A 14,704-nucleotide genomic window follows, 5' to 3' on the forward strand; every position below is an offset into this window, starting at 1 on the left:
GCCGGGGGGCGGGCGCGGCGGGGGCGCGGGGTCCGTCGGGTCGGGTTGGCGGGCCGCGGTGGGCGGGCTTCCATTAAGGTGACCAGGTGAAGATCGCCCTCATGGACTCCGGAATCGGCCTCCTCGCGGCGGCCGCCGCGATGCGTCGGCTGCGGCCCGACGTCGATCTGGTCGTCTCCTCCGACCCCGACGGCATGCCCTGGGGCCCTCGTACGCCCGCCGATCTGACCGGGCGGGCCCTCGGCGTGGCCCGGGCCGCCGCAGGGCACCGGCCGGACGCGCTGATCGTGGCCTGCAACACCGCCACCGTGCACGCCCTGCCCGCCCTCCGGGCCGAGCTGGAGCCCGGGATCCCGGTGATCGGGACCGTGCCGGCGATCAAGCCCGCCGCCACCCCGGGCGGACGCATGGCCATCTGGGCCACGCCCGCCACCACCGGCAGCCCCTACCAGCGCGGGCTGATCCGTGACTTCGCCACCGGCGCCCGGGTCACCGAGGTGCCCTGCCCGGGACTCGCCGACGCAGTCGAGACGGGGGACGAAGCCGCCATCGCGGCGACCGTTGCCGCAGCGGCCGCGCTGACCCCGGCCGACGTCACCGACGTCGTCCTCGGCTGCACGCACTACGAGCTCGTCGAGGTGTCCGTCCGGGCCGCCCTGGCCGAGCGGACCGGCGGCGCCGAGCTCCGCTTCCACGGCTCCGCCGAGGCCGTCGCCGTACAGGCGCTGCGCCGGCTCGGCGCCCTCCCCGAACCGGGCCTGCCCCGTACCGGCACCCTGACCGTCCTGCTCAGCGGGCAGGAGGGCGTGCTCCCCGCCGCCGCGCTCGGGTACGCCGAAGGGCGGCTGCTCGCGGGAGAGGGCGCGGCCGTCGGGGGCTGACCCCGCGAGCTACGCGCTGCCCGCCGGCGCCAGCACCAGCGCCTGGGCGAGCGCGCGCAGCCCGTCGGCGTCCAGCACCCGGTCCCCGGCCCCGGGCAGCGGTACGTGCAGCGGAGCCGTCCACTCCGGCGGGATCGCCGCCTGGCCGTAGCGGGCCCCGGCGAGGGTGCCGGTGACGGCCGCCACCGTGTCGGTGTCCCCGCCGAGGTCCACGGCCGCCCGTACGGCCCCGGCGAACCCGGTGGTCGTGCGCAGCGCCCACACCGCGGAGCCCAGGCAGGGCCACACCGCCCCGTTGAACTCGGTGGCCAGTCCCGGATGCCAGTCGGGGCCGAGGACGACCCCGTACCGCCCGCGGTGGTCCGGGTGCACCGCGTCGAGCACCTCGGGGAGCGCGGCCAGCGGATCGCCCCCGTCGAGCGTCACCCGTACGAGCTCGTGGAGTACGGCCGTACCCTCCCAGGCCGCCCGGTCGCCGTGCGTCAGGGCCGCGAGCCGCCGGGCGGCGTCCATCGTCGCCTCCCGCCCGGCGGCGGCGAAGTAGACGGCCGAGGTGGAGGCCCGCATCAGGGAACCGTTGCCCGCCGCGCGCGCGTTGATCTGGAAGTGCAGTGCGGCGGCCAGGTCCCAGGCCTCGCCGCTCGTCAGCACGTCCTCCGTCTGGAGGCCGATGTCCTTGGGCTGGGCGGCTGCCCAGCGCTGGAACCGCCCGAAGACGTCGGGGAGTTCGAGGCCGCCGTGCTCCAGGAGGGACTCGCCGACCAGGACCGCCATCTGCGTGTCGTCGGTCGCTTCGCCCGGATCCCAGCCGCCGCCCCCGCGCATCTCCTGGCCGCGCGCGGTCAGTTCCCCGGCGGGCCCGAACTCGTAGGGCGCGCCGAGTGCGTCGCCGACGGCCGAGCCCAGAACGGCGCCCACGGCGCGGTCGAGCCGACTGATCACAATTCCTCCTCGGGCGGTGCGGGGCATACGCAGGCCAGTACACCGCGTGCCAAGCCCTCCGGGGAGGGGCCCCGGTGCGTCGGTCCGCGCCCGGCCGCCTCCGCCGGCACGGCCCTGGTCGGCCCCGCCCCGCGCGACGCGCTTGCCCTCCCCTGGCCCGGCGGCTGGATCCGACCGGGGTCACGCGCCCGTCAGCCGGCCCTCCAGGTCGTCCCAGGACACGTCCTCCAGGTGGGTCAGGAACACCCACAGATGCCCGAACGGGTCCCGGAGGATGGCGGTCCGGTCGCCGTGGAACCGGTCGGCCGGAGGCTGGAGCAGCTCCGCGCCCTCGGCCACGGCCGCCCGGACGAGGGCGTCCACGTCCGGTACGAACACGTGCAGCGCGGCCGTGGTGCCGCCCAGTGCCGACGGGGCGGCGAACGGCCCTTCGGAGACGTCGCCGAGCATCAGGGTTGCCCCGGCGACGCGTATCTCGGCGTGGATCACCCCGCCCTCGGGGTGGTCGAGCCGGAAGTCCTCGACGGCGTCGAAGGCCCGTCGGTAGAAGGAGAGTGCGGCCGGCGCGTCGGCCACCATGATGTGCGGCACCACCGCCGTGCGGTAGCGGTCAGGGACGGTCTCCACGGCCTTCTGGTCTGCCTCGTGCGTGCTCATGAGGGTGAACGTAGAACCTCAAGTTTGCTTGAGGTCAAGGCCGGGCACGCGCCTTGTGGCGCGTCCGCGCCGCGCGGGCGAGAGGCAGTGGCGCACATGCGGAACGTGAGTACGCTGCTACACATGACGGTTCACCCCCCGGGTCCGCTGTGGACGGGACGGGCCTCCAACCGCGCGCAATGGCTGCTCGCCGCGGCCGGCGCGGCCTGCCTCGCGCTCGGCGTCGAGCTCGCCGTCGACTCGAACTGGACCTCCGGCGTCGTCCCGCTGCTGATGTCCGTGATCGGCTGCCTCGCCGTCGGACTGCTGATCCTCTACGGCACGCTCGCCTTCGTGTACGTCGCCGTCACCGTCGACGCCGAGGCCATGGAGGTCCGCTGCGGCCACATCGGGCTGCCGCGCCGCAAGATCCGGCTCGCAGAGGTGGCCTCCGCCGAGTTCGTCCCCCGGATCACCCCCCAGCAGTGGGGCGGCTGGGGATACCGCTGGCGGCCCGAAAGGGGAACCGCCGTCATCGTCCGGCGCGGCGAGGGAGTGGAGCTGCGGCTCGGCGACGGCAAGGTGTTCACCGTCACCGTCGACGACGCCGAGAACGCGGTCCGGGTCATCCGCACCCACCTGCGCGCGCTCGCCCGCTGAGGGTTCTCCCGCTGCCCGCGGGCGGGCACGTACACTCCGGCAGATGAGCAGCAGTGTCACCGCAGAGCCCGGATCCGGGGTCGACGCAGAAGCGGAACCCGCAACCCTGGCCCCATCCGCCGCCTGGAAGGGGTGGCCACTGCGCGTCGCCCTCGCCGTCGGCTCCGGCGCGCTGCTCTACCTGAGCTTCCCGCCGCGCCCGCTGTGGTGGCTGGCCCCCTTCGCCCTCGCCGTGCTCGGCGCCTGCCTCCGCGGCCGCCGCGCCCGCGCCGGCTTCGGCCTCGGCTTCCTGCACGGCCTGGGCTTCCTGCTGCCGCTGCTCATCTGGACCAGTGAGGGCGTCGGCCCGGTCCCGTGGCTGGCCCTCGCCACCGTCGAAGCCCTCCTGATCGGCCTCACCGGCCTCGGGATCGCCCTCGTGAGCCGGCTCCCCGCCTGGCCCCTGTGGGGCGCGGCCGTCTGGACCGCCGGGGAGGCGCTGCGCGCCCGGGCCCCCTTCGGCGGCTTCCCCTGGGGCAAGCTCGCCTTCGGCCAGGCCGACGGCGTCTTCCTCCCGCTCGCCGCCCTCGGCGGCACCCCGCTGCTCTCCTTCGCCGTGGCCCTGTGCGGATTCGGGCTCTACGAGGCGCTGCGCGTCGGAGCGGACACCCGGCGGGCCACCGCAGCGCTGCTCGCCGCGACCGCCGTGGCCGCCCCGCTCGCCGGGGCCCTCGCGTCCCGGCCGCTGGTCTCCGACGCCGCCGAGGAAGGCACCGCGGTGGCTGCCGTCGTCCAGGGCAACGTCCCGCGCGCCGGGTTCGACTTCAACGCCCAGCGCCGCGCGGTCCTCGACAACCACGCCAACCGCACGCTCCGGCTCGCCGCGGACGTCAAGGCCGGCCGTGTCCCGAAGCCCGACTTCGTGGTCTGGCCGGAGAACTCCTCCGACATCGACCCGTACACCCAGCCCGACGCGTACGAGGTCATCGACAACGCGGTCAAGGCGATCGGCGTCCCGGTCGCGATCGGCTCCGTACTGGAGCCGGAGACCGGGCCGCTGCGCAACACGATGATCTTGTGGGACCCGGTCAAGGGGCCCGTCGACACGTACGACAAGCGCAAGATCCAGCCCTTCGGCGAGCGCATCCCGATGCGCTCCTTCGTCCGGCTCTTCAGCTCGGACGTGGACCGGGTGCGGCGCGACTTCGGCCCCGGCAAGGAGCCGGGGGTCTTCGCCATGGCGGGCAGCGCCGTCGGCATGGTGACCTGCTTCGAGGCCGCCTTCGACGACGCCGTGCGCTCCACGGTCCAGGACGGCGCGCAGGTGATCGCCGTACCGAGCAACAACGCCACGTTCGGCCGCTCGCAGATGACCTACCAGCAGCTCGCGATGGACCGGGTGCGGGCGGTCGAGCACAGCCGGACCGTGCTCGTGCCCGTCACCAGCGGCGTCAGCGCCGTGATCCGCCCCGACGGGCAGATCGTCCAGGAGACGAAGATGTTCACGGCGGACGCGCTCGTCGCCGAGATCCCGCTGCGCTCCACGCAGACCCCGGCCACCCGGTTCGGCCCGCTGCCGGAGTACCTGCTGCTCCTGGTCGCCGCGGGCGGCCTCGGCTGGACCCTCGCCCGCCGGATCCGGTCCCGCCGGACGGCCGCCTGAGACGGGCCCGGCGGACCGGCCGGCCCCGGTCGGTGCGCGCGGCCTCGTAGGGTCGGAGGATGACCACACCTGAGTTCATCCGCCAGATCCGCGCCTCCGCCGGGAACCAGCTGCTCCTGCTGCCCGGGGTCACCGCCATCGTCTTCGACGACGAGGGGCGGGTGCTGCTCGGCCGGCGCTCCGACACCGGCCGCTGGTCCGTGATCGGCGGGATCGCGGAGCCGGGGGAGCAGCCCGCGCAGACGGCGCTGCGCGAGGTGTACGAGGAGACGGCGGTGACGTGCGTCCCGGAGCGGGTGGTGCTGGTCCAGATGCTGGAGCCGATCACCTACCCGAACGGCGACGTCTGCCAGTTCCAGGACATCACCTTCCGCTGCCGCGCCACCGGCGGCGAGGCCCGCGTCAACGACAGCGAGTCGCTGGAGGTGGCCTGGTTCGAGGTCGATGCCCTGCCCGAACTGGAACCCTTCGCGGTGGACCGCATCCACCGCGCCCAGGGCGAGGACCCGACCTGGTTCGCGCCGATGGTGGGCGGGGCGGCGGAGAGCGCCGGGCAGGACGAGGACCCCCACGCCCTGCGCGCCGAGCTGGAACGGACGCGCGCCGAGCGCGACGCGGCCCTGAGCGACGCCGCTCGCCTGCGGATCCAGGTCGAGTCCCTGAAGTACCCGAGCGACGCCACGGCGGCGAGCTGGTCGCGGATCGACCACCTGATCCTCGGGGGCCGCCGGATCCAGGCCGTGCAGAAGATCCGTGAGGAGTTCGGCAGCAGCCTGCGGGAGGCGGTCGAACTGCTCGAAAACCGACTCGGGCGGTTGCGGGGGGAGCGACCGGACGATTTCCACACGGACGCGGTCGGGCAGGCCGATGACCACGCGGAGGGTCAGCCCGCGGAGACCGCCGCCTCGCGGTAGAGCTCCACGGCCTGGTCGTCCATGACCGCGCTGTACGAGACCTCCGGGACCGTACCGCCGCCCTCGTAGCCGCCGAGGACGCCGGCCAGGGCGCCGTCCGCCAGCCAGGGGCTGCCGCTCGTGCCGCCGCTGAGGTCAGGGCAGTCGATCCGGCGCTGGGTCTCGGAGAACAGGCTCGTGGTGTTCGCGCAGCGCAGCGGGGCCTCGTCGTCACTGGGGTAGCCGAGGATCGTCACCGTCACGTCGTCCGGCTGCTCGCCGGCCACCGGGAAGCCGCCGCCCACCGCGTCCTCGATGCGCGCCGTGCCGCCGTCCGCCGGGGCGACCGTCGCGAAGGCGACGTCCTCGTCCGGGTCCTTCCCGTCCGTCCAGCCCGGGGCGATGGACACGCCCGTCAGCTTCCACACCCCGTACGGGGCCTTGCCGTCCCGGTAGCCCGGCGCGAACACGGTGGTGTCCGGGTTGTCCAGGCAGTGCGCGGCCGTGGCGATCACATTGCGGTCGTCGCTGCGCACCACGGCCGCGGTGCAGAAGTGCCCGCCGTCGAGGGAGCCCGCGAACAACGCGCCGACCCGGTTGGCCGTCGGGTCGGACCCGGCCTCGGCGGTGACCCCCAGCGGCGGCACGGCCGCCGCGTCGGGCAGGTCCACGCTCAGCAGCGCGGCCATCGCGGCCAGCGCCAGCAGGATCCGGGAGGCCCGCCGGGTGCGGGGGCCGTGGGCCGGTCGGGGAAGCATGCGCGGGATCATGCCCCGAGCCTCCCCGCCGAAGCTATGTCCGGAGCCTGATATTCCATATGAATGTCCTGTGAATCGGTGAGCGGCGAGCGGCGAGCGGCGAGCGGCGCACGTGCCGCGGTTGCGGGCTCCGCAGGCGGCTGTGCGCCGCGCGGGCGAGACTGGCAGAGGCGGCAGGGGGGTCCAGGAGGTGTCCCGCCATGACCGCACAGCACCGCACGCCCGTGGTGTTCATCCACGGCCTCTGGCTGCATTCCACGAGCTGGGAGGGGTGGGCCGACGCCTTCCGCGAAGCCGGGTACGAGCCCGTCCTGCCGGAGTGGCCCGGGATCCCCGACACCGTCGCCGAGGCCCGCCGCCGCCCCGACGACCAGGCCGGGGTCGGACTCGTCGAGATCTCCGACGCGCACGCCAGGGTGATCCGCGACCTGCCCGCCCGGCCCGTCCTCGTGGGGCACTCGGTCGGCGGGTTCATCGCCCAGCACCTGCTCGGCCAAGGGCTCGCCGAGGCCGCCGTCGCCATCTGCCCCGGCCAGATCAAGGGCGTCAAGGCCATCGCCCCGGCCCAGGCCAAGTCGACGTTCGCCGTCCTGCACAACCCGGGCAACACCCGCCGGTCCGTCTCGCTCAACCGCGAGCAGTTCCGCTACGGCTTCGCCAACGCCGTCTCCGAGGAGGAGTCCGAGGAGCTGTACGACGAGTGGACCATCCCGAGCACCGCCCGACCGCTGTTCCAGCTGGCGCTCGGCAACTTCACCCCGCACTCCCCGGCCGAGGTCGACACCGGCAACGAGACCCGCGGCCCGCTGCTCCTGCTGTCGGGGCGGCTCGACCACACCGTCCCGGACCTGCTGACCCGCTCGACCTACAAGCAGTACCGCCACTCGCACGCGACCACCGAGTACCAGTGCTTCGAGGACCGCGGCCACTCCCTGACCGTCGACCACGGCTGGCCGGACCTGGCCCGCGCCTCGCTGTCCTGGCTGGACTCCCACACCGGGGCGGCCCACCCCCGGGCCGCGTGAGGACACCGTAGGAGGGTCCGGCGGATCAGGGCCGGGCAGCCTCTACCGGCGCTCGTACACCGTCACCCGGCGGCCCCGGACCTGGCGGTCCTCCACCACCGTGAACCGCTCCTTCAGCACCGCCGCCTTCGCCGCGTCCCGGGCGGCCCCCGAAGGCTTCGCCACCTTCGCCGCGTCCGTCACCAGCAGTACCCGCGACTGCCGGAGCAGCGCCTCCCGTATCCGCGCCGGGTCCGCCTCCTCGCCCTTGAGGGTCGCGGAGGCCACCGGACTGCGCTCCAGGGCCACGTCCGCCAGCCCCGCGAACGCCCCCGGCGAGACCAGCGCCGTGTCCCGCCGGGCAGCCGGTACGAACAGCACCGCGTCCCCGGGCCGGCCCAGGCGGGCCACCTCCCCGGCCACCGCCAGCACGTCGTCGACCCGGCTGGCCGGAGCCCGCTTGCCCAGCTCCACCGGCAGCAGCGCCAGCACCGAGACCCCGATCGCGCCCGGCACGAGCAGGCCGGCTCCCCTCGGGGACAGGGGGCGGGCGGCCCGTACGGCCGCCCCCAGCCCCGCCCCGATCAGCAGGGCCAGACCCACCATGCTGAACAGCACGTACCGGTCCAGGAACAGCGGCTGGACCAGCGAGATCCCGATCAGGCCGAGCTGCGGCACCGCCAGCAGCGGCAGCCCCACGGCCGTGGCCGACAACCGGCCCGCGCGCGGCCGGTCCGCCAGGGCGCAGACACCCCCGAGCGCCAGCAGGATCGCCGGGCCGATCATCATGTGCCAGGTCAGCGGCGGTATCCAGGACACCTGATCGGACTGGCTCCGGCTGAACAGCACCAGCGGCAGCGCCCCCGCGACCGCGCAGGCGCCGTACGCCGCCCAGCGCAGCCACACACCGCGCCCGGCCCGCACCCACCACAGCGTCGCCGCATGGGCGGGCAGGACCAGCAGCGACAGCCAGTTCAGCAGCGCGCACACCAGCACCGTGACCGCGTACGCCGTCCACCGCGGCCAGGCCCTCCGCCTCGGCCCGGGCCCGGGCGGCGCGGAGAGCAGCGACACCAGCAGCAGCGTGGAGAGCCCGGCACCGGCCGCGACCAGCGCGTACGGCCGGCCCTCCTGGAGGTAGAACTGCACGGCCGGCAGCAGCCCGAGCGCCAGCCCGCCGCCGAGCCCCGCCCAGAACCCGGCCAGCCGCCGCCCGATCACGGCCACGCAGGCCGCTGCGGCCGCCACCGCCAGGACCGACGGCAGCCGCAGCGTGGTCGTACTCGCCCCGAACAGCTCGAAGAGCCCGTGCATCAGCAGGTAGTACAGCCCGTGGACGGCGTCGACGTTGCCGAGCATGTCCACGATCTCGCCCGCCGACCGCCCGGCCACCTGCCAGGTCGCCGCCTCGTCCCGCCACACGCTGTGCTGCCGGGAGAGTCCCCACAGGCCGAGCGCCAGGGTCCACAGCGAGGGGATGAGCCAGACGAGGGGCCCGCGACGGGCAGCGGGTATGTGGCAAAGCATGAAGGTGCTGGAATCCTCGGTCTGGCGTTCGGGCGGAAGGCACCAGTCTATGGACGCGGCGGAGGACTTCCGGACCGGCTGTTGTGCACCGCGGAGCGTGATCGCCGGGCCCGCCCGCCCCTAGCCTCGCCGCAGGAGCACGAACGAGGGGCGGTACCCGGTGAACTGGCTCATCCACGACTACCGCGAGAGCGATCTCGCCGCTGTCGTCCACCTGATCGACACGACTGCCGAACTCGGCCAGGAATCCGTCTTCTCGCTCGCCGAGTGCATCAGCGCCCTCACCGACCGGCAGCCCTGCGTGGTCGCCGTCCACCAGGGCGTCCCGATCGGCGCGGCCCTCGCCTGCGTCACCGGCGAGCGGGCCTGGGTCATGCGGATCGCGATCGCCGCGGGCTGGCGGGGCCGCGGCCTGGCCAGCGCCCTCCTCGTCGAGCTGGAGCGGCGGCTGATCGCGGCCCGCGTCGGGCGGATCGCGTACGTCCTGCCCGAGGAGGACCTGCTGGGAGAGGGCCTGCTCAACGCGGGGTACACGCGCCAGCCGGCCGTCGCCTACTTCGAGAAGACCGAGCCGCTGCACGGACCGGCGGCCGGCCTCCTCGACGACCTCGGCGGCCGCTTCCTGCCCAATGACCTGTGGACCAAGGTCGCCGGAATGGAGCACGAGAAGGACCTCATAGAACGGCGCGTCGTGCTCCCGCTCGCCGAGCCCGAGCGGGCCGCCGCGCACGGGGTGCGGCCGCCGCGCGCCATCACCCTCTTCGGCCCGCCCGGCACCGGCAAGACCACCTTCGCCCGGGCCATCGCCTCCCGGCTCGGCTGGCCCTTCGTGGAACTGCTGCCCTCCCGCCTCGCCGACGAGGGCAACCTGGCCGCCGCGCTGCGCGACGCGTTCGCCCGGATCGCCGAGCTGGAGCGGGTCCTCGTCTTCATCGACGAGGTCGAGGAGATCGCGCCCGTACGCACCGAGCCCGCGCAGCCCGGCGGGATCCACGGGGTCACCAACGAGCTGCTCAAACTGATCCCCGGATTCCGGGAGGGCGACGAGCGGCTGCTGGTGTGCGCCACCAACTCCATCCGCTCGCTGGACCCGGCGTTCCTGCGGCCCGGGCGCTTCGACTACCTGATCCCGATCGGCACCCCGGACGCCGGGGCGCGCGCCGCGATCTGGTCCCGCTACACGGCGGGCCGCACCGATGTGGACGTGGCGGCGCTGGTGGCGGCGAGCGAGCTGTTCACCCCGGCCGACATCGAGCACGCGGCGCGGATCGCGGCGCAGGTGTCCTTCGAGCGGGACCTGGAGGCGGTGGGCGCGCGGGGAGCGGCGGCGGCCCAGCTCGGCGCCTCCACGCAGGACTACCTGGCGGCGGTCGCGCAGTGCCGGCCGACGGTGACCCCGGCGATGACGGGGGAGTTCGAGGCGGACATCACCGCCCACGCCAGGTTCTGAGACTCCGGAACGGACCACGGGGGTACGGACCCGGCCTGCCACGGACAGGTCGGCAGGACGGCCCGCAGCCACTCCCCGGAGCGGCTGCGGGCCTCCCGCGTCCCGCCCGGCCGCCGGTCCCGCCCCGGGTGCCCCGCGCCTAGCCCGCGCAGCGGTACGTGAACTGCGTCGCCGCGGTGCGCTGCCCGGGCGAGACCAGCTGGAGCTTCGCCTCGGCCCCGTACGTGCCCCGGCCCTGGAAGGTCCACAGCAGGTGCAGCCGGGCCTCCTTCCTCCCGCGCGGCACCCGCTCGGTGAGCTGTTCCGACCGGGTGCCGTCGGAGCGGAGCCACCGGTACGTGAGGGTTCCCGGCCGCCCGTTGGTCCGTACGACGGCCACCACGTCGGCGGTCGAGTCGCAGCCGGGACCCTGCGGGTCGGCGGTGGCGACCGTCACGTCCCGTACTTCGAGGGCGGGACCGTACCGCTGCCAGGCCAGGTACGCGAGCACCGCGAGCAGGATCACGGCGGCCAGGGTGTACCGGCGCCACTCGCCGAGCCTGCGGCGGGGCACCGGTTCCGCGACCACGGGGAACGGGGCCGGCATGGCGGCCGTCACCCCGGGCCCGAACCGCAGGACCGAGCCCTCGACCCGGTCGGGCACGGCTTCCTGCGGCTGGACCCGCGTCTGCTGCGGCGTCTGCTGCGGCCCGCTGAACCAGTGGCTGCCGAGGACGGTGGCGCTGTAGTCGTCGTCGCTGTCGCTCATGTGATCGTGCACCGCCTGATGAAGACCTGGCTGATCGAGGAACCGTTGCCGGCGGCGGGCTTGGTGGTGGCGCGCACGCCCCAGTAGCAGCCCGCGCCGGAGAAGGTGTGGGTCTTGACGAGCGGTGCGGCGGCGCCCGGCTGGTACGTGAGGGTGTCCGCGGCGCCGTCCGCCTTGCCCAGCCGCCCCTCCACGTCACCCGTGAACCATTCGAGCACCACCGTCACCGGCGCGGTGCCCTTCGCGTCGACGCTCACGGTCGCCTGGCCGACGGAGGTTCCCGTCTGGCGGAGGGTGACCGACACCGCGCCGACGACCACCGTCGGCTTCGGCGAGGGCGGCGGGGTGGTGGGCGGCGGGGTCGTCGGAGCCGTGACCGTGGGCGTCACCGCCGGCGAGTAGCTCGGGCTCGCAGGGGACGACGGCGATGCGGAGGGGGACGAGGAGGCGGAAGGGGAAGGGGAGGCGGACGGTGAGGGACTGGCCGAGGTACTCGGGCCCGGTGCCGGCGACGGGCCCGTACCGCCCGGGCTCGCACTCGACGTCGCGAACGCGTTCAGCGCCGCGGCCCCGCCGGCCTCCCCGCCGGCCGCGCTGTAGGTGAGCGCCGTCAGGACCCCGAGGACCAGCGCCGCACCGCCCGCGATCAGCCCGCGCCGGCCCGGGGACCAGCGGGAGGGCGCCGCGATCGTGGTCGTCGCCACCGCCGTGGTCCCCGCGGCCGGGGCGCCCGCGGAGGGGAACAGCAGGGGCAGCAGCGCGGCGAGCGCCGCCAGCTTGCGCTGCCCGCGCTCCTCCCAGTCGGCCCCGTACGCGGCGAGCGCCACGCCCTCCAGCTCCGCCACGAACGCCTCGGCGTTCTCCGGCCGCTCCTCCGGGGCCTTGGCCAGCCCCCGCCGGATCAGCGGGCGGACCGGCTCGGGGGCCTCGGTCTCCGGGACGGGCGCCTCCACGTGCTGGACCGCGAGCTCCGCGAAGTTCTCCCCCGCGAACGGCTTGCGGCCGGTCAGGCACTCGAAGAAGGTCGCCGTCGCCGCGTACACGTCCGCCGCGGGCGAGGCCGGGCGGCCCTGCCACTGCTCGGGGGCCATGTACGCCGGGGTGCCGGCCACCCCGGGCGTCGTGCCGCGGCGCGCCGCGATCCCGAAGTCCACGAGCTTCGAGGAGCCGTCGGCGGAGACCAGGACGTTCTCGGGCTTGTAGTCGCGGTGGACCACGCCCGCCCGGTGGGCGGCCGCGAGGCCCAGCAGGGAGCCCTTCAGCACCACCAGCGCGGCCTCGGGTTCGGCCTGCCCGGCCTGCTTCAGCAGGGCGCGCAGGGAGATCCCGTCGACCAGCTCCATCACGATGGCGGCGCCGGAGGGCGCCTCCACGTACTCGTACAACCGGACCACGTACGGGGTGTCCAGGGCGCCGAGGAGGCGGGCCTCGGCCCGGAACTCCCCGATGAACGCCGGGTCCTCGCGCAGCCGGTCGCTGAGGTACTTCACCGCGACCGGCGTGCCCGTGGCCTCGTGGACGGCGAGGACCACGCGGCCGCTGCCGCCCGAGCCGAGCTCCCGGACCGGCGCATAGCCGGGCACCGTCCACGCGTTCTTCATCGTCATGCCCCCGTCCCGTCCCGTCCCCGTGTCCCCGTCCGCGGCGTCACCGGGCCCCGGGCAGCGGGCCCGCTCGTGCCGAGCGGGCACACCCAGGGACACGGTTTCCGCCACGGCCGGTTCCCCGCCGCGCGGAGCATCTCACACGGTGGCCGGGGTGGGTTTATATGGGCCCTACACGGGTCGTCGGGGGTTCACGCCGCGGCCCGCGCCGCGCCGATCATGGTGTGCAGCCGGTCGGCCGCCGCCCTCCCGAAGGCCGGGTCGTTGATGTGGGTGTCGTAGTCGTAGAGCCGGGCCGAACTGCCCCGCAGCCCCTCGCGCAGCGCCGAGAACAGGGCCCGGTCCGCGTCCGGGTCGTGGTAGGTGCCGCCCGGGGCGCCGAGCGTGGACAGTCCGCGGAGCGGGACGCAGACGGCCGTGGGACCGGTCGCGGCGCGCAGTTTGGCGGCGACCCGGCGGCCGAGCTCCGCGCATTCGGCAGGGGTCGTACGGACCACCGTGATGGACGGGTTGTGTACGTGGACCCGGCGGTAGCGGGCCCGTTCGGGCAGGGTCTCCAGCGGGCCGAACTTCACCATGTCCAGCGCCCCCAGGCTCACCACCTGCGGAACACCGGCCCGCCCGGCGGCGCTGAGCCGGTCGGGGCCGGCGGTGAGGATGCCGCCGCACAGGTCGTCGGCGAGCTCGCTGAGCGTGAGGTCGAGGACGCCCGCGAAGATGCCCTGGCCGGCCAGGGTCTCCAGGGTGCGCCCGCCGGTGCCGCTGACGTGGAAGACCAGTACCTCGTAGCCGAGTCCGGTCAGCCGCTCGCGGGCGGCGTCCACACCGGCCGTGGTGACGCCCGCCATGCTCGCGGCGATCAGCGGGCGGGAGCCGGCGCCCAGGCGGGCCGGGCGGCGCAGCTCCCGGGAGGCCCGTTCGAAGGCCTTGGCCATGCCCGCGGCCGCCTCGACCGCGTTCGCCATGACCGGCGCGGAGATGCTGTTGATCCCCGCGATGTCCACCACGCTGTACATCATCGTGATGTCCGAGGATCCGACGTACGGGGCCACGTCCCCGGACGCCATGGACGAGACCATCAGCTTCGGCACGCCGAGCGGCAGCGCGCGCATGGCCCGGGTGGCGATGGAGGTGCCGCCGCTGCCGCCTATGGCGAGCACCGCGTGCAGCCGGCCCCCGGCGTGCAGGCGTAACAGCGTCGCCTCGGCACCTCTGGCCATCGCCGTCACGGCCGCGCCCCGGTCGGCGGCCGCGCGTAATTCCGTCAGTTCCGTTCCCGCCGCCCGGGCCACCGCTTCCCGCGGTATGTCCGCGGGCACCCGGGGATCGCCCATGATTCCTGTGTCGACCATGATCACTTCGACGCCGGTGCGCAGCAGCCTCTCGCGCAGCCAGCCGTACTCGACACCCTTGGTGTCCAGGGTTCCCACCAGCACGACGTTCGTCATATGTGCAATGTCCACGCAGGTGGGGTTTGTTGGCAAGTCAAGGTCGGGTCAACCTCGCGGCAGCCCCAACAGCCTATCCAGGAAAGGAATTTGAGAGGTGATCAGCTTGGTTTTGGCCACGGGGGGAGCGAACCAGGCCACCCGGTCCAGCTCGGGGAACTCCTGCGTCCGGCCCGAGTGCGGAGGCCACTCCATCGTGAAGGTCCCGGGCACCATCAGCGCCGGATCCAGGTCCGCCCGTACCGCCCAGATCGTCACCAGCTTGCCGCCGGGGATCCGCAGCTCGCCCAGCGGGAGGTACGGGCCCTCCGGCGGCGGCAGGCCGATCTCCTCGGTGAACTCCCGGCGGGCCGCGTCGATCGGGGCCTCGTCCTCCTCGTACTCGCCCTTGGGGATGGCCCACGATCCGTCGTCCTTGTGCTCCCAGAACGGCCCGCCCATGTGGCCGAGGAGCACCTCGATGCCGTCGTCGGGGGAGTCGGGGGAGTCGGGGGTGCGAGGGGTGTCGGGG

Annotated in this window: 13 protein-coding genes and 1 pseudogene; 6 read left to right on the plus strand and 8 right to left on the minus strand. The window is 74.6% G+C overall.

Annotated features, from left to right (window positions below; genetic code table 11):
* Positions 1-86 precede the first annotated feature (86 nt).
* Complete coding sequence (locus ADK52_RS02545; RefSeq protein WP_053688128.1) at positions 87-881, plus strand: glutamate racemase; 795 nt, start codon at positions 87-89, stop codon at positions 879-881.
* 9 nt (positions 882-890) lie between these two features.
* On the opposite strand, the gene ADK52_RS02550 is transcribed toward ADK52_RS02545, so the two are convergent.
* The gene (locus ADK52_RS02550; RefSeq protein ID WP_053688129.1) at positions 891-1,850 is read right to left on the minus strand and encodes an ADP-ribosylglycohydrolase family protein; all 960 of its coding nucleotides are present in this window, start codon (positions 1,848-1,850) and stop codon (positions 891-893) included.
* Between the two features lie 153 nt (positions 1,851-2,003).
* Entirely contained in the window at positions 2,004-2,480 is a 477-nt protein-coding gene (locus tag ADK52_RS02555; protein WP_053688130.1) for a VOC family protein, read from the minus strand.
* A gap of 123 nt (positions 2,481-2,603) precedes the next feature.
* Between ADK52_RS02555 and ADK52_RS02560 the strand changes: the two genes are divergently transcribed.
* The 3 genes and pseudogenes from ADK52_RS02560 to ADK52_RS02570 all read left to right on the plus strand — a co-directional run.
* A complete protein-coding gene (locus tag ADK52_RS02560; protein ID WP_234343276.1) occupies positions 2,604-3,119 on the plus strand; it encodes a hypothetical protein in 516 nt (171 codons plus the stop codon).
* Between the two features lie 43 nt (positions 3,120-3,162).
* Entirely contained in the window at positions 3,163-4,761 is a 1,599-nt protein-coding gene (lnt, locus tag ADK52_RS02565; RefSeq protein ID WP_053688131.1) for an apolipoprotein N-acyltransferase, read from the plus strand.
* Between the two features lie 59 nt (positions 4,762-4,820).
* A pseudogene (locus tag ADK52_RS02570) lies at positions 4,821-5,285 on the plus strand (NUDIX hydrolase); the annotation flags it as partial.
* A 359-nt stretch (positions 5,286-5,644) separates the two neighbouring features.
* Here ADK52_RS02570 and ADK52_RS02575 read toward each other — a convergent pair.
* The gene (locus ADK52_RS02575; RefSeq protein WP_159045830.1) at positions 5,645-6,412 is read right to left on the minus strand and encodes a trypsin-like serine peptidase; all 768 of its coding nucleotides are present in this window, start codon (positions 6,410-6,412) and stop codon (positions 5,645-5,647) included.
* A 200-nt stretch (positions 6,413-6,612) separates the two neighbouring features.
* On the opposite strand from ADK52_RS02575, the gene ADK52_RS02580 reads away from it, so the two are divergent.
* Positions 6,613-7,437, plus strand: a complete 825-nt coding sequence (locus ADK52_RS02580; protein WP_053688132.1) for an alpha/beta hydrolase — start codon at positions 6,613-6,615, stop codon at positions 7,435-7,437.
* A gap of 42 nt (positions 7,438-7,479) precedes the next feature.
* Here ADK52_RS02580 and ADK52_RS02585 read toward each other — a convergent pair whose 3' ends face one another.
* Positions 7,480-8,943, minus strand: coding sequence for a hypothetical protein (locus tag ADK52_RS02585; RefSeq protein ID WP_053688133.1), 1,464 nt, complete (start codon positions 8,941-8,943; stop codon positions 7,480-7,482).
* 160 nt (positions 8,944-9,103) lie between these two features.
* Here ADK52_RS02585 and ADK52_RS02590 point away from each other — a divergent pair, with 160 nt between their 5' ends.
* A complete protein-coding gene (locus ADK52_RS02590; RefSeq protein ID WP_053688134.1) occupies positions 9,104-10,393 on the plus strand; it encodes an ATP-binding protein in 1,290 nt (429 codons plus the stop codon).
* A 139-nt stretch (positions 10,394-10,532) separates the two neighbouring features.
* On the opposite strand, the gene ADK52_RS02595 is transcribed toward ADK52_RS02590, so the two are convergent.
* The 4 genes from ADK52_RS02595 to ADK52_RS02610 all read right to left on the minus strand — a co-directional run bounded on the left by ADK52_RS02595 (position 10,533) and on the right by ADK52_RS02610 (position 14,655).
* Positions 10,533-11,141: a hypothetical protein gene (locus ADK52_RS02595; protein ID WP_053688135.1), complete on the minus strand. Its 609-nt coding sequence runs from the start codon at positions 11,139-11,141 to the stop codon at positions 10,533-10,535.
* Complete coding sequence (locus ADK52_RS02600; RefSeq protein WP_234343277.1) at positions 11,138-12,748, minus strand: serine/threonine-protein kinase; 1,611 nt, start codon at positions 12,746-12,748, stop codon at positions 11,138-11,140. Before ADK52_RS02600 ends, ADK52_RS02595 begins: the two co-directional genes overlap by 4 nt.
* Positions 12,749-12,936: 188 nt before the next feature.
* A complete protein-coding gene (locus ADK52_RS02605) occupies positions 12,937-14,193 on the minus strand; it encodes a Tm-1-like ATP-binding domain-containing protein (RefSeq protein ID WP_053688136.1) in 1,257 nt (418 codons plus the stop codon).
* Between the two features lie 48 nt (positions 14,194-14,241).
* Positions 14,242-14,655 (minus strand): NUDIX domain-containing protein, encoded by a 414-nt coding sequence (locus ADK52_RS02610; RefSeq protein WP_063783758.1) that lies wholly within the window; start codon positions 14,653-14,655, stop codon positions 14,242-14,244.
* Positions 14,656-14,704: the final 49 nt, after the last annotated feature.

It is taken from the genome of Streptomyces sp. WM6372 (assembly GCF_001279655.1).
In the GTDB taxonomy this organism is placed as follows: domain Bacteria; phylum Actinomycetota; class Actinomycetes; order Streptomycetales; family Streptomycetaceae; genus Streptomyces.